This is a genomic window from Streptomyces sp. NPDC056883 (assembly GCF_042788835.1).
Taxonomy (GTDB): Bacteria; Actinomycetota; Actinomycetes; order Streptomycetales; family Streptomycetaceae; genus Streptomyces; species Streptomyces stoeckheimensis.
The window spans coordinates 495,021-512,948 of record NZ_JBHUBS010000003.1 but is presented as its reverse complement, the minus strand read 5'-3'; the positions used below and the strand labels follow the sequence as shown (position 1 = coordinate 512,948).

Annotated in this window: 16 protein-coding genes and 1 tRNA gene; 1 reads left to right on the top strand and 16 read right to left on the bottom strand. The window is 70.0% G+C overall.

The window, feature by feature from the left end:
• Positions 1-54 precede the first annotated feature (54 nt).
• The 11 genes from prmC to ACFRU2_RS11350 all read right to left on the bottom strand — a co-directional run bounded on the left by prmC (position 55) and on the right by ACFRU2_RS11350 (position 13,731).
• Positions 55-900: a peptide chain release factor N(5)-glutamine methyltransferase gene (gene prmC / locus ACFRU2_RS11400; RefSeq protein WP_382970619.1), complete on the bottom strand. Its 846-nt coding sequence runs from the start codon at positions 898-900 to the stop codon at positions 55-57.
• A 76-nt stretch (positions 901-976) separates the two neighbouring features.
• The gene (gene prfA / locus ACFRU2_RS11395; RefSeq protein WP_266881142.1) at positions 977-2,056 is read right to left on the bottom strand and encodes a peptide chain release factor 1; all 1,080 of its coding nucleotides are present in this window, start codon (positions 2,054-2,056) and stop codon (positions 977-979) included.
• 114 nt (positions 2,057-2,170) lie between these two features.
• Entirely contained in the window at positions 2,171-2,386 is a 216-nt protein-coding gene (gene rpmE / locus ACFRU2_RS11390; RefSeq protein WP_254384240.1) for a 50S ribosomal protein L31, read from the bottom strand.
• A gap of 188 nt (positions 2,387-2,574) precedes the next feature.
• On the bottom strand, positions 2,575-3,678 hold the full coding sequence (locus ACFRU2_RS11385) for an LCP family protein (protein WP_382970616.1): 1,104 nt from the start codon (positions 3,676-3,678) through the stop codon (positions 2,575-2,577).
• Between the two features lie 414 nt (positions 3,679-4,092).
• Positions 4,093-6,222 (bottom strand): transcription termination factor Rho, encoded by a 2,130-nt coding sequence (rho, locus tag ACFRU2_RS11380; protein ID WP_382970613.1) that lies wholly within the window; start codon positions 6,220-6,222, stop codon positions 4,093-4,095.
• 470 nt (positions 6,223-6,692) lie between these two features.
• Positions 6,693-7,619 (bottom strand): homoserine kinase, encoded by a 927-nt coding sequence (thrB, locus tag ACFRU2_RS11375; RefSeq protein ID WP_243336217.1) that lies wholly within the window; start codon positions 7,617-7,619, stop codon positions 6,693-6,695.
• Positions 7,620-8,010: 391 nt separating this feature from the next.
• A complete protein-coding gene (gene thrC, locus ACFRU2_RS11370; protein WP_382970610.1) occupies positions 8,011-9,081 on the bottom strand; it encodes a threonine synthase in 1,071 nt (356 codons plus the stop codon).
• Positions 9,082-9,087: 6 nt separating this feature from the next.
• Entirely contained in the window at positions 9,088-10,377 is a 1,290-nt protein-coding gene (locus tag ACFRU2_RS11365) for a homoserine dehydrogenase (RefSeq protein ID WP_382970861.1), read from the bottom strand.
• A 161-nt stretch (positions 10,378-10,538) separates the two neighbouring features.
• Entirely contained in the window at positions 10,539-11,930 is a 1,392-nt protein-coding gene (gene lysA / locus ACFRU2_RS11360) for a diaminopimelate decarboxylase (RefSeq protein ID WP_382970608.1), read from the bottom strand.
• Between the two features lie 93 nt (positions 11,931-12,023).
• Positions 12,024-13,031 (bottom strand): ArgS-related anticodon-binding protein NrtL, encoded by a 1,008-nt coding sequence (gene nrtL / locus ACFRU2_RS11355; RefSeq protein ID WP_382970605.1) that lies wholly within the window; start codon positions 13,029-13,031, stop codon positions 12,024-12,026.
• Positions 13,032-13,254: 223 nt separating this feature from the next.
• On the bottom strand, positions 13,255-13,731 hold the full coding sequence (locus ACFRU2_RS11350) for a response regulator (RefSeq protein WP_374213601.1): 477 nt from the start codon (positions 13,729-13,731) through the stop codon (positions 13,255-13,257).
• 100 nt (positions 13,732-13,831) lie between these two features.
• Between ACFRU2_RS11350 and ACFRU2_RS11345 the strand changes: the two genes are divergently transcribed.
• Positions 13,832-13,903, top strand: a tRNA-Arg gene (locus ACFRU2_RS11345).
• 219 nt (positions 13,904-14,122) lie between these two features.
• On the opposite strand, the gene ACFRU2_RS11340 is transcribed toward ACFRU2_RS11345, so the two are convergent.
• Genes ACFRU2_RS11340 through ACFRU2_RS11320 form a run of 5 tightly spaced genes read right to left on the bottom strand, consistent with a single transcriptional unit; the run spans position 14,123 to position 17,928 of the window.
• Complete coding sequence (locus ACFRU2_RS11340; protein WP_382970602.1) at positions 14,123-15,496, bottom strand: tyrosine-type recombinase/integrase; 1,374 nt, start codon at positions 15,494-15,496, stop codon at positions 14,123-14,125.
• Positions 15,493-15,666, bottom strand: coding sequence for a helix-turn-helix transcriptional regulator (locus ACFRU2_RS11335; RefSeq protein ID WP_382970859.1), 174 nt, complete (start codon positions 15,664-15,666; stop codon positions 15,493-15,495). The genes ACFRU2_RS11340 and ACFRU2_RS11335 overlap by 4 nt, the downstream gene beginning before the upstream one ends.
• A gap of 11 nt (positions 15,667-15,677) precedes the next feature.
• Positions 15,678-17,072, bottom strand: coding sequence for a replication initiator protein RepSA (gene repSA / locus ACFRU2_RS11330; protein WP_382970599.1), 1,395 nt, complete (start codon positions 17,070-17,072; stop codon positions 15,678-15,680).
• Positions 17,069-17,734: a DNA cytosine methyltransferase gene (locus ACFRU2_RS11325; protein ID WP_382970597.1), complete on the bottom strand. Its 666-nt coding sequence runs from the start codon at positions 17,732-17,734 to the stop codon at positions 17,069-17,071. Before ACFRU2_RS11325 ends, repSA begins: the two co-directional genes overlap by 4 nt.
• Positions 17,731-17,928 (bottom strand): hypothetical protein, encoded by a 198-nt coding sequence (locus tag ACFRU2_RS11320; protein ID WP_382970857.1) that lies wholly within the window; start codon positions 17,926-17,928, stop codon positions 17,731-17,733. The genes ACFRU2_RS11325 and ACFRU2_RS11320 overlap by 4 nt, the downstream gene beginning before the upstream one ends.

Below are 17,928 nucleotides of genomic sequence, written 5' to 3'. Positions count from 1 at the left end.
GCAGGGGGGTGGCGGGAATGCGCGCGGTGACTGCGCCGCTCACGGCAGGGCCGGTCACGGCAGGGCCTTGCGGGCGGTCGCGAAGCGCGGTCGGTTGTTGAGGTCGGGGTGGTCGGCGGCGTCGGCCCAGCCCCGCTCCTCGGCGAAGATCCACGGGACCTGTCCGCCCTGGGTGTCGGCGTGCTCGATGACGACGATGCCGCCGGGGCGCAGCAGCCGGTGGGCGGTGCGCTCGATGCCGCGGATGGTGTCCAGGCCGTCCTCGCCGGAGAACAGCGCCATCTCGGGGTCGTGGTCGCGGGCCTCGGGTGCCACGTACTCCCACTCGGTGAGCGGGATGTACGGCGGGTTGGAGATGACCAGGTCGACCTGTCCGTCCAGCTCGGGCAGGGCGCTGAGCGCGTTGCCCTGGTGGACGGTGACCCGGGAGCCCTCGGCGTTCTTACGGGTCCACCGCACGGCGTCCTCGGACAGCTCGACGGCGTGCACGCGCGAGCGCGGCACCTCTTGCGCCATGGCGAGCGCGATGGCGCCGGAGCCGGTGCAGAGGTCCACGATCAGCGGTTCGACGACGTCCATCGCCCGGACGGCCTGTATGGCCCAGTCCACGACCGACTCGGTCTCGGGCCGGGGCACGAAGACCCCGGGCCCGACCTGGAGCTCCAGGTACCGGAAGAAGGCGCGGCCGGTGATGTGCTGGAGCGGCTCGCGCGCCTCGCGGCGGGCGACGGCCTCCCAGTAGCGGGCGTCGAAGTCCGCGTCCTTGACGTGGTGGAGTTCCCCCCGCTTGACGCCGTGCACGAAGGCCGCGAGCTCCTCCGCGTCGAAACGCGGTGAGGGCACGCCGGCGGCGGCCAGCCGCTGGGTGGCCTGGGCCACCTCGGCAAGCAGCAAGTTCACGCTGGTCCTCCGGGCTGCTGTCGTACGGGGGGTGGTGCGGGGTCCTGCAGGGTGCTGCGGGGGTCCTGCGAGGGACTCAGTGCGCGGACGCGAGCTTGGCGGCGGAGTCCGTGTCGACGCAGGCCTGGATGACCGGGTCGAGGTCTCCGTCGAGCACCTGGTCCAAGTTGTACGCCTTGAAGCCCGTCCGGTGGTCCGAGATCCGGTTTTCCGGGTAGTTGTACGTACGGATCTTCTCGGAGCGGTCCACGGAGCGCACCTGGCTGCGGCGCACGTCGGAGGCCTCCTGCTCGGCGGCTTCCTGGGCGGCGGCCAGCAGGCGCGAGCGCAGGATGCGCATCGCCTGCTCCTTGTTCTGGAGCTGGCTCTTCTCGTTCTGGCAGGAGGCGACCACACCGGTCGGGATGTGCGTGATGCGCACGGCCGAGTCGGTGGTGTTGACGGACTGGCCGCCGGGGCCCGAGGAGCGGTACACGTCGATGCGGAGGTCGTTCATGTTGACCTCGACCTCCACCTCCTCGGCTTCCGGGGTGACGAGCACGCCGGCGGCGGAGGTGTGGATGCGGCCCTGGGACTCGGTGGCCGGCACGCGCTGGACGCGGTGCACGCCGCCCTCGTACTTCAGGCGGGCCCAGACGCCCTGGCCGGGCTCGGTGGCGCCGTTGCCGCCCTTGGTGCGGACGGAGACCTGGACGTCCTTGTAGCCGCCGAGCTCGGACTCGGTGGCGTCGATGATCTCGGTCTTCCAGCCCACGCGCTCGGCGTAGCGCAGGTACATGCGGAGCAGGTCGCCGGCGAACAGGGCCGACTCGTCACCGCCCGCACCCGCCTTGACCTCCAGGAGCACGTCCTTGTCGTCGCTGGGGTCGCGCGGAACGAGCAGCAGGCGGAGCTTCTCGGTGAGCTCTTCGCGCTGCGCGGTCAGTTCCTTGACCTCTGCCACGAAGTCCGGGTCGTCGGCCGCGAACTCCTTCGCCGTCTCGATGTCCTCGGCGGACTGCTTCCAGGCACGGAAGGTCGCGACGATCGGGGTCAGCTCCGCGTAGCGCTTGTTCAGCTTGCGCGCGTTGGCCTGATCCGAGTGGACCGAAGGGTCGGCGAGCTTCTTCTCAAGATCGGCGTGCTCGCCGATCAGTTCCTCGACCGCCTCGAACATCGGGGGCTCCTGAAGATGGTGAATGTGAAGAAAAGGGCTGCGGGACGAGAAAGGCGCCGGTCCGGCTGCCCCCGTGCGAACAGGGTGCAGCCGGGATCCGGCGCCTGAGGCTCGCTACTTCTGTGCAGCCTTGCCGAAGCGGGCCTCGAAGCGGGCCACGCGGCCACCGGTGTCGAGGATCTTCTGCTTGCCCGTGTAGAACGGGTGGCACTCGGAGCAGACCTCGGCACGGATGGTGCCTTCGGTCAGGGTGCTACGAGTGGTGAACGACGCGCCACAGGTGCAGCTGACCTGGGTCTCGACGTACTGGGGGTGAACATCGCGCTTCAAGGTGTCTCCTAGATTCGGGAGGGCGCCGGGTCGCAGGAGCCGAATTGCGCGCTGCGTGAACCGGGGCCGACAGACCAGTCTGCCAGGACCGGGCTGCCTGTCAAAATTCTGAGGACGCCTCCCTCAACGGAGGGGGGCCCGCATCTATTCCGAGGCCTGCCGGAACCCGTCCGACCAGGCGGTTCGTGCTACCGGACGACCGTACCGGCGGTGCCCTTGTCGCCGGCCGAGTTCGCGGTGGCCTCGGCGGGCACCTGCCGGTCGGCCAGCAGGGCGTCCCAGACCATCTGGGACTCCTTGGTGAGCGGGACGACCCGGTTGGGGTCACGGGCGTCCCCGGTCACCGGCAGCGTGATCATCTGCATGTTCTCGGGGCTGATGCCCTCCAGGCCCTGGGCGAATCCCATGAGGGACTTCACGTCGCCGAGCGCCTTGTCCGTGGTGATGGCCTTGGTGGCGGTGTCGGCCACGTCGAGCAGCTTCTTCGGGTTCTCGAAGACGCCGATGCTCTTGACCTGCTTGATCAGCGCCTTGATGAAGGCCTGCTGGAGCTGTATTCGGCCCAGGTCTCCGCCGTCGCCGACGCCGTGGCGGGTGCGGACGAGGCCGAGGGCCTGCTCGCCGTTCAGCCTGTTCGTCCCGGCGGGCAGGTCGAGGTGGCTGTAGTCGTCCTTGATCGGCTTGGTGGTCGTCACCTCGACGCCGCCGAGCTTGTCGATGATCTCCTTGAAGCCCGTGAAGTCGACTTCGAGGTAGTGATCCATGCGGATCCCCGACATCTTCTCCACGGTCGCGACGGCGCAGGCGGCCCCGCCGACGGTGAACGACTCGTTGAACATCTTGCGCGGGCCGCCCAGGTCGGTCTTGCCGTTGGAGAGCTTGCAGGAGGGCCTGGTCACGAGGGTGTCGCGGGGTATGGATACGACGGTGGCCTTGGTGTGGCCCTCGTTGAGGTGGACGACCATCGCCGTGTCGGAGCGTGCGGAGCCGCCGTCGTCCTGGCCGTACTCCCCGTTGGCGCCGCTGCGGGAGTCGGAGCCGAGGACGAGGATGTCCATCGAGCCGTTGTCCACGTTCTGCGGGCGGTTCGTGCCGAGGGCCGCGTCGATGTCGACCGTCTTGAGGTTGCCGTTGAACTTGACGTAGAAGTAGCCGAGCCCCGCCCCGCCCAGGACGACCACGCCGGCGGCGGTCCACGCGGCGATGACGACGGCCCTGCGGCGCGCGGCCGGCTTCCGTCGGCGCCGGCCCGCGGCGGCCCTGCGGCCGTGGCCCCTGTTGTCCTGGCTCATGCTCTGCTCTGCCCGTCTGTGTTCGGCCCGGATTCCCCGTTCCCCCTGTCGGAGACGGCCAGACGGCTCCCAGGGTTCCACGGCCGCCTGTGCGTCCCGTGTGCGTCCGGTGGCGGTCCCGGCCCGTACGACCCCCGCGACCGGCCGCCGCGGACACCCCGTGACCCCTCACCTACCTGCGGTTTCCCCCGTAGGCGCGGGGTGAGTGCCCCGGGCCGTGCGGCGTACGGAGTGTGGCAAAGGTCGCACCCCGGCACGAAGCGTCGTAGACCGCACGCCCCCTCATCGCGGCCCCGGGACCCCGCAGGCTGCGTAGGCCCTCTAGGCCCTCCGGGCCCCGGTACGACGCGACCGCCCCCGTCGCGGGTGCGGCGGGGGCGGTCGTGGTCACGCAGGTGGTGCTACGGGGAGACGTCAGTCGTCGTTCTTGCCCGACGGGGTCGTCTTCGCGATCTGCATGAGGAACTCGGCGTTCGACTTCGTCTGCTTCATCTTGTCGAGGAGCAGCTCGATGGCCTGCTGCGAGTCGAGCGCGTGCAGCACCCGGCGCAGCTTCCAGACGATGGCGAGCTCCTCGCTGTTGAGGAGGATCTCCTCCTTGCGGGTGCCCGAGGGGTCCACGTCCACGGCCGGGAAGATGCGCTTGTCGGCGAGCTTCCGGTCGAGCTTGAGCTCCATGTTGCCGGTGCCCTTGAACTCCTCGAAGATCACCTCGTCCATGCGCGAGCCGGTGTCGACCAGCGCGGTGGCCAGGATGGTCAGCGAGCCGCCGTCCTCGATGTTGCGCGCGGCACCGAAGAAGCGCTTCGGCGGGTACAGCGCGGTCGAGTCGACACCACCGGACAGGATGCGGCCGGAGGCGGGGGCGGCGAGGTTGTACGCGCGTCCCAGACGGGTGATGGAGTCCAGCAGGACGACCACGTCGTGGCCGAGCTCGACGAGACGCTTGGCGCGCTCGATGGCCAGCTCGGCGACGGTGGTGTGGTCCTCGGCCGGGCGGTCGAAGGTCGAGGAGATGACCTCGCCCTTCACCGACCGCTGCATGTCGGTGACCTCTTCCGGACGCTCGTCGACCAGGACGACCATCAGGTGGCACTCGGGGTTGTTGACCGTGATCGCGTTGGCGATCGCCTGCATGATCATGGTCTTACCGGTCTTCGGCGGGGCCACGATCAGACCGCGCTGGCCCTTACCGATCGGCGACACGAGGTCGATGATGCGGGTGGTCAGCACGCCCGGGTCGGTCTCCAGGCGGAGCCGGTCCTGCGGGTAGAGCGGGGTCAGCTTCTGGAACTCCGGGCGGCCGCGGCCGGATTCGGGCGCCATGCCGTTGACGGAGTCCAGGCGCACGAGCGCGTTGAACTTCTCGCGGCGCTCGCCGTCCTTGGGCTGACGGACCGCACCGGTGGTGTGGTCACCCTTGCGCAGACCGGCCTTGCGGACCTGGGCGAGGGAGACGTACACGTCGTTCGGGCCGGGCAGGTAGCCCGAGGTCCGGATGAACGCGTAGTTGTCGAGGATGTCGAGGATGCCCGCGACGGGGATCAGGACGTCGTCGTCGGCGACGGGCGTCTCCGCCGGCGCGAACTCGTCGCGTCCGCGACGGCCACGGCGGTCGCGGTAGCGGCCGCGACGGCCGCGACGGCCGTCCTCGTCGAAGTCGTCCTGCGGGCCGTTGTCCTGACGGTCCCGGTCCTGACGGCCACCCTGCTGCCCCTGGCCCTGACCCTGACCGCGGCCGCCCTGCTGGCGGTCCTGACGGTCGGTCCGGTCCTGGCGGCCGCCCTGCTGGCCCTGACCCTGGCTCTGGCCCTGGCCACCCTGACCGGCCTGGCCCTGACCCTGAGCACCCTGGCCCTGGTCGTCGGCCTTGGCACCGCGCTCACGGCGCTCGCGGCGACCGTCGGCGCGGTCGTTGCCCCGCTCGCGGCGGTCGCGACGGCCGCGGCCCTCGCCTTCCTGGCCCTGTGCGGCCTGGCCGGCAGGGGCGGTGGCGGCCTCGGCCTTCGCCTCGGCCTGTGCGGCCGGGGCGACGGTCTCGGGCTTCTGCTCCACCTGCACGGCGGCGGCGGGGGCCGAACCCTCGGGGCTGCCGGAGGGGGCGGTGGCACGCCGACGGCGGCGCTCGCCGACCGGGGCGTCCTCGCTGGCCGGCTGGCCCGGGATGTCGATCTGGGCCTGCGTGGCGGTCTTCTCGGCGGGCGCCTCGGCGGCGGCCTCGCCCGTACGGGCCTTGCTGGTGGCGCGGCGCTTCGGCTTGGTCTCGCCGCTGTCGGCGGGCGCGGCGGCCGGCGCGGAGGCCGCGGCCTTGGGGGCGCTGCTTCCCGCCTGCGCCTCCTTGATGACCTCGATCAGCTGGCCCTTGCGCATCCGCGCGGTGCCCCTGATGCCGAGGCCCGACGCGACCTGCTGGAGCTCGGCCAGGACCATGCCGTCAAGGCCGGTGCCGGAGCGGCGGCGCTTGGTCGGCGCGGCGCCCTCGGCGGGGGCACTGGTGTCGACGTTGGTGTCGGCAGCGCCCATCAGATCGGTGGTGTCGCTCACGAAGGGTCCTTCCCTGGAGCGGACGTCGGCCTGTCTGGCTCGGCGACCGGTTGTGCTGTCCGTCAGCAAGCCACGACTCGATGAGCCGCGAACTACTGCCGGGGCGGTGGTCCGCCGATAGAGATACGGCGGAGAGAAACGTGCATGTGCGTGGGTGGTTCCGGCGAGAAGCCCCCGAGCTGAAAGCGTGGGAATGTCACGCCGATTCCGGAGCGTGCTCGAAACTGCTGGCAGCGATCAAAGCAGTCGGGGAGGCTCCCGGAAGAAAGGTGGTCCCTGATAGGGACACTGAGCACCAAGCCATGGCGGCTTCGGATGCGCACTTGAGACTAACACTACCGGATCCAACAGACATTCCCCCTCTCCATCACCGGCTATCGAGCCCATCCGCGCGGGTTTCGCGCGGGCTCCGCGCGGGCGGCCTGCCCTGGCCGCCCGCCCCTGGCCGGCTGTGTCCTCTACTGAACGGATCAGCCGCCCTGGGTTCCCAGCGGAAGTACGCTCGCGCCCGCTGCGTCGAGTGCGAGCCGGTTGGCCGCCCACCCCTCGCCCGCGAGCCGTGCGACCTTGTCGGCCGCACCGTTGTCGACCAGCGCGAGGACCGTGGGGCCCGCGCCGGAGATCACCGCGGGGATGCCGTCCGCCCGCAGTCGGGCCACGAGCGCCACGCTCTCGGGCATCGCCGGGGACCGGTACTCCTGGTGGAGACGGTCCTCGGTGGCCGGCAGCAGGAACTCGGGACGCCTGGTCAGGGCCTCTACGAGCAGGCCCGCGCGGCCTGCGTTGACGGCCGCGTCCACGTGCGGGACGGTGCGCGGCAGCAGGCCGCGCGCGGTCTCCGTCAGGACCGGCTTGGAGGGGACGAAGACCACCGGAACGATGGAATCGGCGGGCTCCATGCGGATCGCCTTGGCGCTGCCGCCGTCCATCCACGCAAGGGTGAAACCGCCGAGCAGACAGGCGGCGACGTTGTCGGGGTGGCCCTCGATCTCGGTGGCGAGCTCCAGCAGCGCCGTGTCGTCGAGCTTGGCCTCTCCGCCTATGGTCACGGCGCGGGCGGCCACGATGCCCGCGCAGATGGCGGCGGAGGAGGAGCCGAGACCGCGGCCGTGCGGGATGCGGTTGGCGCAGACGACTTCGAGGCCGCGCGGCTGGCCGCCCAGCAGGTCGAAGGCGGTGCGCATGGAACGCACGAGGAGGTGGCTCTCGTCCCGGGGCAGGGTGTCGGCACCTTCGCCCGCGATGTCGATGTTCAGGCCGGAATCGGCCACGCGTACGACGACGTCGTCGTAGAGCCCCAAGGCCAGCCCGAAGGCGTCGAAGCCCGGGCCGAGGTTGGCACTGCTGGCGGGAACGCGCACCCGTACGGCGGCGGCGCGGAAGGCGGGACCGGCCATCTTCCGATGACACTCCTTGTGACTGTGCGAGACGGGATCTTCGCTGGCTCGCTGTGAATGTACTGGAGAACGTACGACACCCGAAGGCCCTGTGGGCAGCACCGCGGTCATATGCGCGACGGCGGATGTAAGTACAGCCTATCGAAGGAAGGTTCTTCTCCGACATAGGGCGCACGGCAGGCGCACGATGCGTGTCGCCCGCTCTCCCCGGTCCGGCCGGGTTTCCACCGCGAAATCTGGCGGGTTTCCATCGGTTTTCGTGCCGTACGGCCCGAGTTGCCGGATTCCTCAGCCTTCGAAAGACTTCCGGAATCCGGCAACTCGGTTACTGCGGTACTGCTGGTCGCGGCGGCCGACGATCCTTACCGGACGGACGGCCCGCAGCTCCCGGTCAGACGAGACCGAGGCGGACGGCGGCGGCCTCGGCATCGACCGGAATGGTGATCGGCTGCGGAGCGCCGGCCACCGCCCAGTCGGGGTCCTTCAGGCCGTTGCCGGTGACGGTGCACACGATCTTCTGGCCGGGGTCGACCAGGCCGAGGTCGACGGCCTTGAGCAGACCGGCCACGGACGCGGCCGAGGCGGGCTCGACGAAGACACCCTCCTGAGCGGCCAACAGGCGGTAGGCGGCCAGGATCTGGCGGTCCGTCACCTCGTCGATGAAGCCGCCCGACTCGTCCCGGGCCTGCAGGGCGTAGTCCCACGAGGCCGGGTTGCCGATGCGGATCGCGGTGGCGATGGTGTGCGGCTCCTTGACGACCTCGCCGCGCACGATCGGCGCGGAACCGGAGGCCTGGAAACCCCACACACGGGGCGTACGGGAGGCCAGGCCATCGGCCTTGTACTCCTTGAAGCCCTTCCAGTACGCGGTGATGTTGCCGGCGTTGCCGACGGGCAGCACGTGGATGTCTGGGGCGTCGCCGAGCGCGTCCACGATCTCGAAGGCCGCCGTCTTCTGGCCCTCGATGCGTACCGGGTTGACCGAATTGACCAGCGCCACCGGGTAGTTGTCGGACAGCGCGCGGGCCAGGTCCAGGCAGTCGTCGAAGTTGCCGTCGACCTGAAGGATCTTGGCGCCGTGGATCAGGGCCTGGCCCATCTTGCCGAGCGCGATCTTGCCGCGGGGCACGAGGACGGCGGAGACCATCCCGGCGCGCACCGCGTAGGCGGCGGCGGAGGCCGAGGTGTTGCCCGTGGAGGCGCAGATGACGGCCTTGGCGCCGTCCTCCTTGGCCTTGGTGATCGCCATGGTCATGCCGCGGTCCTTGAAGGACCCGGTGGGGTTCGCCCCCTCGACCTTGAGGTGTACCTCGCAGCCGGTGCGCTCGGAGAGCACCTGGGCGGGGACGAGGGGAGTGCCGCCCTCACGGAGCGTCACCACCGGGGTCGTCGCCGTGACCGGCAGGCGGTCCCGGTACTCCTCGATGATGCCGCGCCACTGGTGGGTGCGATTGCTGCTCATGGGTCCTTACTCCCCTTCAACACGCATGATGCTGGCGACACCGCGGACGGTGTCCAGCTTCCGCAGCGCCTCGACGGTCCCGGAGAGGGCGGCGTCGGGCGCACGGTGAGTGACGACGACGAGGGAGGCCTCGCCGTCCTTTCCCTGCTGACGGACGGTGTCGATCGAGACACCGTGCTCCGCGAAGGTGGTCGCCACCTGGGCGAGGACGCCCGGCTTGTCCGCCACATCGAGGCTGATGTGGTAGCGGGTGACGACATCCCCCATGGGGCTGACCGGCAACTGGGTGTACGCCGACTCGCCCGGCCCCTTTGCCTCGGCGAGCTTGTTGCGGCAGACGGCGACGAGGTCGCCGAGGACCGCGGACGCGGTCGGCGCGCCGCCCGCGCCGGGCCCGTAGAACATGAGCCGCCCGGCGGCCTCCGCCTCGACGAACACCGCGTTGTACGCCTCCCGGACGGAGGCGAGCGGGTGGGTCAGCGGGATCATCGCCGGGTGGACGCGCGCGGTGACGGACTCGCCGTCGGCGGCGCGCTCCAGGATGGCGAGGAGCTTGATGGTGCAGCCCATGCGCCTGGCGGACGCGAAGTCCGCGGCGCTGACCTCCGTCATGCCCTCGCGGTAGACGTCGTCGAGGCGGACCCGGGTGTGGAAGGCGATGCCGGCCAGGATCGCGGCCTTGGCGGCGGCGTCGTAGCCCTCCACGTCGGCGGTGGGGTCGGCCTCGGCGTACCCGAGGGCGGTGGCCTCGTCGAGGGCCTCCTGGTACCCGGCGCCGGTGGAGTCCATCTTGTCGAGGATGAAGTTCGTCGTGCCGTTGACGATGCCCATCACCCGGTTGATCTTGTCGCCGGCGAGGGACTCGCGCATGGGACGGACCAGCGGGATGGCGCCGGCGACGGCGGCCTCGTAGTACAGGTCCAGCCCGGCCGCCTCGGCCGCGGCGTGCAGCGCGGCGCCGTCCTGGGCGAGCAGCGCCTTGTTCGCCGAGACGACGGAGATGCCGTGCTCGAAGGCGGTGGTGATCAGGGTGCGGGCCGGCTCGATGCCGCCGATGACCTCGATCGCGACGTCGATGTCGCCGCGTTTGAGCAGCGCGGTCGCATCGGTGGTGACCAGGGCCGGGTCGATGCCGTCGCGCACCTTGGAGGGACGGCGCACGGCCACGCCCGCGAGCTCGACGGGCGCGCCGATCCTGGCCGTCAGGTCGTCGGCGTGCGTCGTCATGATGCGGGCAACTTCCGAGCCGACCACTCCACAGCCCAGCAGCGCCACCTTCAGCGGACGCGTACGCATCATTCGACCTACGCCTTTCGATCTTCACATCAGTACCTGTTGCGCGGTTTGCACCCCAGGTGTGAACCAGTCTCACTCAATGGACAACAGTTTCCACCCTCGGTCCATTGAGTGAGACACCTATTCCGAGGTCTGGGGGGTGTCCCCCAGAAGAATGCGTATCAGCCGACGTCGAGACGCAGGAGATCTTCCTCCGTCTCCCGGCGGACGATGACGCGCGCCTCTCCGTCACGCACGGCGACGACCGGCGGGCGGAGCACGTGGTTGTAGTTGCTCGCCATCGAACGGCAGTACGCGCCGGTGGCCGGGACCGCGAGGAGGTCCCCGGGGGCGACGTCGGCGGGCAGGAACGCGTCCTTGACCACGATGTCGCCGCTCTCGCAGTGCTTGCCCACGACGCGCACGAGCATGGGCTCGGCGTCGGAGGTCCGGGAGACGAGGCTGACCGAGTACTCGGCGTCGTAGAGGGCCGTCCGGATGTTGTCGGACATCCCGCCGTCGACGGAGACGTACGTCCGCAGGCCCTCGAGCGGCTTGACCGTGCCCACCTCGTACAGGGTGAAGGCGGTCGGGCCCACGATCGCCCGTCCGGGTTCCACGGAGATCCGCGGGGCGCGCAGGCCGGCCGTCTCGCACTCGCGGGCGACGATCTCGTGCAGGGCCTTGGCGATCTCGTGCGGCTCGCGCGGGTCGTCGGCGGAGGTGTAGGCGATGCCCAGGCCGCCGCCGAGGTCGATCTCGGGCAGCTCCACCCCGTGCTCGTCGCGCACGGCCGCGAGGAGCCGTACGACGCGCTTGGCGGAGACCTCGAAGCCGGCCATGTCGAAGATCTGCGAGCCGATGTGGGAGTGGACGCCGAGCAGCTCCAGGCTGTCGTGCCCCAGCGCGCGCCGTACGGCCTCGGCGGCCGACCCGTCGGCGACGGCGATACCGAACTTCTGGTCCTCGTGCGCGGTGGCGATGAACTCGTGGGTGTGCGCCTCCACGCCCACGGTGACGCGGATCTGCACGGGCTGGCGCACGCCGAGCTCGCGGGCGATGTGCGCGACGCGGGCGATCTCCTGGAAGGAGTCGAGCACGATCCGGCCGACGCCGGCCTCGATGGCGCGGGTGATCTCGCTCGTCGACTTGTTGTTGCCGTGGAAGGCGATCCGGGCGGCCGGCATCTCGGCGGCGAGCGCGGTGGCGAGCTCCCCGCCGGAGCACACGTCGAGGTTGAGCCCCTCCTCCTTGAGCCACTTCACGACGGCCTTGGAGAGGAAGGCCTTGCCGGCGTAGAAGACGTCGGCGTCCGGCCCGAAGGCGTGCGCCCAGGCGCGGCAGCGCGCCCGGAAGTCCTCCTCGTCGAGGAAGTAGGCGGGCGTCCCGAACTCCTCGGCGAGACGGGTCACTTCGATCCCGCCGACGGTGGCGACTCCCTCGGCGTTCCGGCCGACCGTCCGGGCCCAGACCTTCTCGTCGAGCACGTTGAGGTCGGCGGCCGGCGGGGAGTAGTGGCCCTCGGGCAGGACGTCGGCGTGGCGGGGCCCTGCGGGGTGTGCGGAACGGCTCATCTCAGCATTCTCTCTTCGCAAATCATCCGGATCGCAGGCGAATCACATCGGATCACATCGGATCACAATCGGATCACACGCGTTTCGCGGGCTTCACAGGCAGTGGTCGTCGGGCGCGTCTATACCGAGCAGGGCCAGGCCGCCGGCCAGCACCGTCCCGGCGGCTTCGGCAAGGGCCAGCCGGGCGCGGTGGGCGGCCGAGGGTTTCTCGTCCCCCTGGGGCAGGACGTGGTACTGGAAGTCGAGCAGGGCGTCGGCCAGCACGACGAGCTGCCGGACGAGCCGCTCGGGCGCACGGTGGTGCGCGGCGGCTTCGAGCACGAGGGGGTGGTCGCGGAGCGCGCCGAGCAGCGCACCGGCACCGTGCCCCTCGCGTACCTCCCCGGGCTCGCCCCGGAACCCCAACTGCCCGGCATTGCGGGTCAGGGCCCGCGCCCTGGCGTGGGCGTACCGCACCCGGAAGAACTCGCTCGACTCGTCCTGGACGAGCAGCCATGCGGGGAACACCGGGGTCTCGTGCGCGGGAACGCAGAGCATCGCCCAGGCGGCGGCGTCGGCCCCGAACCGGGCGCGGACATCCCCGTCCCGCTTGGCCACGGGGGCGATGCGGGCGGCGGCGACGCCCTCTCCTCCTCCCACCACCCCCTGGCTGCTCACGATCCGCTGCACGGCGGCGTGCACGACGCGCTCGCGCAGGGCCGCGAGGGGCACGTCGAGGAACGCCTCGGCCCCCGGGGTTTCGCGCGCTCCGTGGGCGAACCCGTAGGACGCCCCACGGGCGCGAATGCCCCGTACGACCTCTCCGACCGAACTCTCGGCGAGTACGAAGTTCAGGAACCCGGCGCCGGTGATCTCCACGCGCTCGATCCCGGCCAGGCCGGCCAGCCGCGGGGCCAGCACCTCGGCCACTCCACGGGGCGCGACTCCGGCCCCCTTCGCCACCCCGAAGGCGACGGGCGAGGCGTAGTCCCCCACTCCCCCGGGCCGGGTCCGCTCGACGACGACCCGCTCGGGCACGACCACACCGACGGGCAGCTCCCCGTCCTCGACGGCGCGGCGCAGGGCGCACACGACGGAGCGGGAGAGGTCGACGGGGGTCACGTGTCCAGCCTAGGGGAGAAGCCCCGAGGTCACGCGAAGGGTTTCGCCATGTGAACAGCGACCACCACGGGAAGCCCCAACGGGGCCACGAAGGCCAACAAGACAGAACAATTCAACACAGCTAAACCCAGCTCAGTCCCGCTCAGCTCAGCTCAGCCCAGCTCCCCATCTCAGGGAGTCATCTCTCGGGGGGCATCTCTCGGGGGGGGCATCTCTCGGGGGGTCATCCCCTCCCTCTCCCCGCAGGAGCACCCTTCCGCTCTCTCCGGTCGCGGCGCTCGATGAGCCGACGCACGACCCGCACCAGCTCCGCGGGCTCGAAGGGCTTGGCGAGGAAGGCGTCCACGCCGGCGGCGATCCCGGCCTCGACCTCGTTCTGCGTACAGGCACTCACGATCGCAACGGGCAGATGCCGCGTCCTCGGATCGGCCCGCAACTGCGCGGCGGCCCCGAACCCGTCCAGGCGGGGCATGACCACATCAAGGGTGATCACATCGGGCAGCACGTGATGGACGACGTCCAGACACTCGGCACCATCGTTCGCGGTCACGACCTCGAAGCCCTCCAGCTCGAGATTGACCTTGATCAGCTGCCGGATGACCTTGTTGTCGTCGACAACAAGCACCCGGCCCGAGGCGCCCGACACAACTCGAGAGTAGGTCGACCCCGGCCCCCGCGTCCGGGTTTTTGCCACTTCCACCCCCTCCGAGCGACGCACGCCCCGCTCCCCCGGAATCCGTTCCTGATCACCGTCCGGAAGCTGGTAGTGTTCAACCCGTCGCCGCAACACCAGCGACAGCGCCCCCGTAGCTCAGGGGATAGAGCAACGGCCTCCGGAGCCGTGTGCGCAGGTTCGAATCCTGCCGGGGGCACTTCGCAGGAAGTGCCCAAAGACCCCGCCATCAGCGAGTTCGCTGAGAACGGGGTCTTCGCGTTTGTGCAGCCAACTGCGGCCCTGCGCACCCGTATGTCAGACCCTGTGGACTATTCGTGGACAGGATCTTGGTCCATCGGCGCAGGTCAGCGGTAGAAACGCGGAAGGCCCCCGGACAGGTCCAGGGGCCTCGCAGCGCATCGCCAGTCACTCGCGATCACTCGTACTCGCTGAGCAGATCTTCAATCCTCCGGTTGGCCACCTCCTGCCGACCGTCGAGGCACTTCGCGTACCGACTGAGCAGCACCTCCACACTGTTGCCCGCCCGCTCGGCAACCTCGGTGGGGTCGACGCCGGCGTTGAGCCACGTGGAGAGCGCCGAGTGCCTCAGGTCGTAGGGCCGGTGGGCGAGCGGCGAGGCGGCGGCGGCCGGCGGTAGGGCCAGCAGCCGGGCTTCCTGCCACGCCCGGTAATAGGTCGAGGAGGAGACCACTCCCCCGCCCTCACTGAAGAAGAGGCGACCGTCCTTGGCCGTCCCGAAGGTGTCGAGGTGCTCGCGCAGGATCACCACGAGCTGCGGAGGAATCGGCACCCGGCGTACGTCTTCCGTGGGCCGGTTCTTAAGCCCGCGGTCGTCATGGCTCTCGCCGGAGTCGGTCCACTGCTTACCAACGCTCGGCCGGGTCCGGTGAAGGAGTGCCGTCCCCCAGCCCGCCCCCGGAAGGGTCAGGTCCGACTCAGCCAGCCCCACGACCTCAGCCGGCCGGAAGCCCCCGAAGTACATCCCGGCGAAGAGCCCCACCAGCCGCCGTCCACGAGCCCGGCTGTACCCACCGACGTACGAGACGGCGTGGAGGAGCGATCGGGCTTGCTCAGGGTTGGCCACCACCCGCGGATCGACCTCGTTCGACACCTTGGGCTTCTGCCAGCGAACCGCCGAGAGCGGGTTCTCACGGAATTCCCCGAGATCCACGGCGTAGTGCAGGGCATTGACCAAGGTGCGCCGCTTCCGCCGCACGGTCTCGGCAGCAGCCGCGGTCCCATCCAATTTGATCTTCAGCGAATCGAGCACCGCTCGCCCAAGGGCCGGGTCGGTGAGATCCGACAAGGGACGAGAGGCTTTGCCGACCCAGTGCAGGATGTTTCCGATCTCCGGGGGAAGCTCCCTGCTGTCCGGACCGGGCAGTACGAAGGCCCAGTTCCGAAGAGCTTTCCGCATCTCGACATCGGCAGGCCGGCCAGGTCGGTCATCCAGCAGGGCCATCGTGACCGACGCCAAGGATTCGTTGATGCCGTCCCGGGTGTTCGGCGCCGCGTGGGGCCACTTCATCGCGAGGTACTTGAGCGCGAAGGCATACCAGCTCAACGTTGCCTTCCGCTCGGCCATCGATGCGGGAAGGCCGGACTCTGTGTCGAATTCCTCGCCGTCACGGGCCGCCCGCATCAGCTTGGACCGGAAGTTGTCTGCGAGCCCTTTCGTCCTGAACGACTCGGAAAAGACCTGCCCGGCTACAGACCAGCGCACGTCATAGGAGGGCTTCTTCGTTTCCCTCTTTCGGACACTCCAGATCTTGACGTCGAGCGATTTCACGTGGCAGCACCCTCCCGGCTCCGAAGCCAGGCAAGAAAGTCACTCCGCCACACACGCAGTTCACCATTGGGCAGCTTGAAGGCCTCAGGAGCATGACCGAGCTCGCGCCACCGGTAGAAGGTGCGCCTGGAGATCCCTTTCAGCTCCGCGAGGATCTCCGGGACGGTCATCAGTTCATCCTTCACGTCAACGCTCCTTCCAGGTCCATCAGGGCTTCGCGGGCGGTCTCGCGATTGAGCTGGATGTCGCGGCGGATGTTGGCGGCGAGCCAGGACTCACCGGGAGTGGAGCCGTGGCCGGCGTAGGACCAGTGGGCGACGACGAGGAGGGTGGCTTCCAGGTGGTCGTCGGGGTCGGGCAGGCCGAGCGAGGCGCGTTGCTGGGCGGCGCGGTAGTCGGCTCGGACCTGGCGTAAGGCGCCCAGGGTGGTCGAGTAGCGGCGGGACTTGGTGGAGAAGTGGCCGCGGAAGCCGAGCATGTGAGCCCAGGCTCGTAAGCGACGCTCAGGGTAGGCCCCGTCGAGGTCCATGCAGGCTTCCATGAGCCGCCGGGGGTGGTCGGGCACGCCGAGGAGGACGAGCGCTTCCTTGTTGCCCACGGGCTGATCCACAGCGCCGGTCGTCTCGGCAGCCTTAGTCGCGTACTTGGCGACGTAGGACGCGACCGCCTGCTCCGTCAGCTCCTCCCCGTTTCCGAAGGCGCCGATGGGCTGCACGTCGATCTGTTCGCCCCACAGGAGCACCCAGTCGTTGGCGAAGCCATGCTCCGGGGCAGCGGGAACGACGACGCGGACGCGGGCGGCGGCTGCCCGGATGGCGTCGGTGAGCAGGTCGAGGGTGGCCCACGCGGGCGGTGGGCTGTCGGGCCCGTCCGGTCCGTCGAACCGGATCACAGCGTGGAAGTGCACGGCCCCGCGCTTCTGGTACTCGGCGACCTTCCCGAAGGAGACGCGGGATTGCTCGCGGGCGGTCTTCTGAGTGAGGCCGGCACGGGCGGCGACCTCACGGCGGAGGTAGATCGAGAAGTAGCGCCACAGCTCGGAGGCGTGGTTGTTCCACAGCACGGCGCCCGCGTAGTCGTACGTGCTCGGGTCGAGCGGGATGCCCAGTTCCCCAGCGTCCTCGGGGTGCCGGACGCCGCACCGGCACGGCCGGGTACCGGGGCGGTTGTGGACGGGCCCGAACGACGGAGCCGTCAGGGTGGCGAAGACGCGAGGGTGATCGCGGATCGTCTCGGGGGTGCCCTTGGCGGGGTCGCCGACGAGCCCGGCGCGGATCAGGTGGTAGGTGTCGCCGGCGTAGGTCCAGGCGCATGCGGGGCAGCGGGAGGCCCGGCGGTTGCCGCAGGCGACGCGGAGGACGCCGCCGGGTTCGGTGTCGGTGTTGTAGGCGTGGAGGACAGTCCGGGTGGCCGGGTCGAGGAGCTTGGTCCCGCCGGAGAGGCGAATCGGGGCGGCGCATCCTCCGGTGCGGCGGATCTGTTCGTGGAGGCGGTCGAAGCCGGGGTCCCCGGCCACCCGGAGCAGGTCGCTCAGGGTGGCCGGGTCCAGGCCCGCCAGGGTGGCGGAGTCAGTCACGCGGCTACCTCCAGCAGCGAGGCGTACAGCGCGCTGCCGATGTACTCCGTGTAGGCCGGAGGGATGCACTCACGGATGCCGTCCCGGTTCATCCAGGGCACGCGCATGTCGTTGCGGGCGTCCTGCACGCCGGAGAAGTTGCCGACGTAGTGGGCGAAGTGACCCTGAGCCCGGGGACGTCCCATCTTGGTCAGGGGCGCGGTGTGAGGCTGATGCTGGGGCGGTGCGAGCGTGAGGCCGCCTCCTGTTTCGAAGAGCCTGTGGCGGTAGGTGTGCATGCCGAAGGTGGCGGCGCACAGAGTGACCGGGTTGCGCAGCTCGCCTGCCGCTTCTTCGACGTTCTCGATCACCCAGGGGCGCCCGGTGGCTTCGAGTGCGGCGCGGGTGGGAGCGATCAGGTCGGGGTGGTCCCGCTTCTGGATGCGCTGGGCGAGCGTGTAGCGCTGACACGGCGGTGATGCGTGGATGAAGTCGAACTCCGGTCCGTGTTCACGGACGAAGTCGAGTGCATCGGACTGGACAAACCGGAAGGGGTAGCGGATCTGGTGGGAGAGGTCGACGCCGACGACCTCGAAGCCCGCGAAGTGGTACCCCATGCTCGCTCCACCCTGGCAGCAGAACAGGTCGAGCACCTTGAGTCCGTTGGAGAGAGGGACGTTCATTCGGTGCCTCCCGTGGTGTGGGCAGAGCCGTGGTTGGAGTTCCAACCGACGACCAGGGCACCGACCTGCGCGTCTCCCCTGGCGGAAGCGGAGGCACCGCAGTGGCAGAAGGCGGACGCCGTGGCGGGCTCGGACGGCGAGGGCTTGCTCACGTGCAGGCCGGGCGCGCTACTCGTGGGGGCGAGGTTGGCCAT

Excerpts from the sequence above, each read along its gene's own strand:
- prfA (WP_266881142.1), bottom strand. The coding sequence starts at position 2,056 with ATGTTCGAGGCGGTCGAGGAACTGATCGGCGAGCACGCCGATCTTGAG.
- ACFRU2_RS11385 (WP_382970616.1), bottom strand. The coding sequence starts at position 3,678 with ATGAGCCAGGACAACAGGGGCCACGGCCGCAGGGCCGCCGCGGGCCGG.
- thrB (WP_243336217.1), bottom strand. The coding sequence starts at position 7,619 with ATGGCCGGTCCCGCCTTCCGCGCCGCCGCCGTACGGGTGCGCGTTCCC.
- thrC (WP_382970610.1), bottom strand. The coding sequence starts at position 9,081 with ATGAGCAGCAATCGCACCCACCAGTGGCGCGGCATCATCGAGGAGTAC.
- ACFRU2_RS11365 (WP_382970861.1), bottom strand. The coding sequence starts at position 10,377 with ATGCGTACGCGTCCGCTGAAGGTGGCGCTGCTGGGCTGTGGAGTGGTC.
- lysA (WP_382970608.1), bottom strand. The coding sequence starts at position 11,930 with ATGAGCCGTTCCGCACACCCCGCAGGGCCCCGCCACGCCGACGTCCTG.
- ACFRU2_RS11335 (WP_382970859.1), bottom strand. The coding sequence starts at position 15,666 with ATGACCGTCCCGGAGATCCTCGCGGAGCTGAAAGGGATCTCCAGGCGC.
- ACFRU2_RS11325 (WP_382970597.1), bottom strand. The coding sequence starts at position 17,734 with ATGAACGTCCCTCTCTCCAACGGACTCAAGGTGCTCGACCTGTTCTGC.
- ACFRU2_RS11320 (WP_382970857.1), bottom strand. The coding sequence starts at position 17,928 with ATGGCCAACCTCGCCCCCACGAGTAGCGCGCCCGGCCTGCACGTGAGC.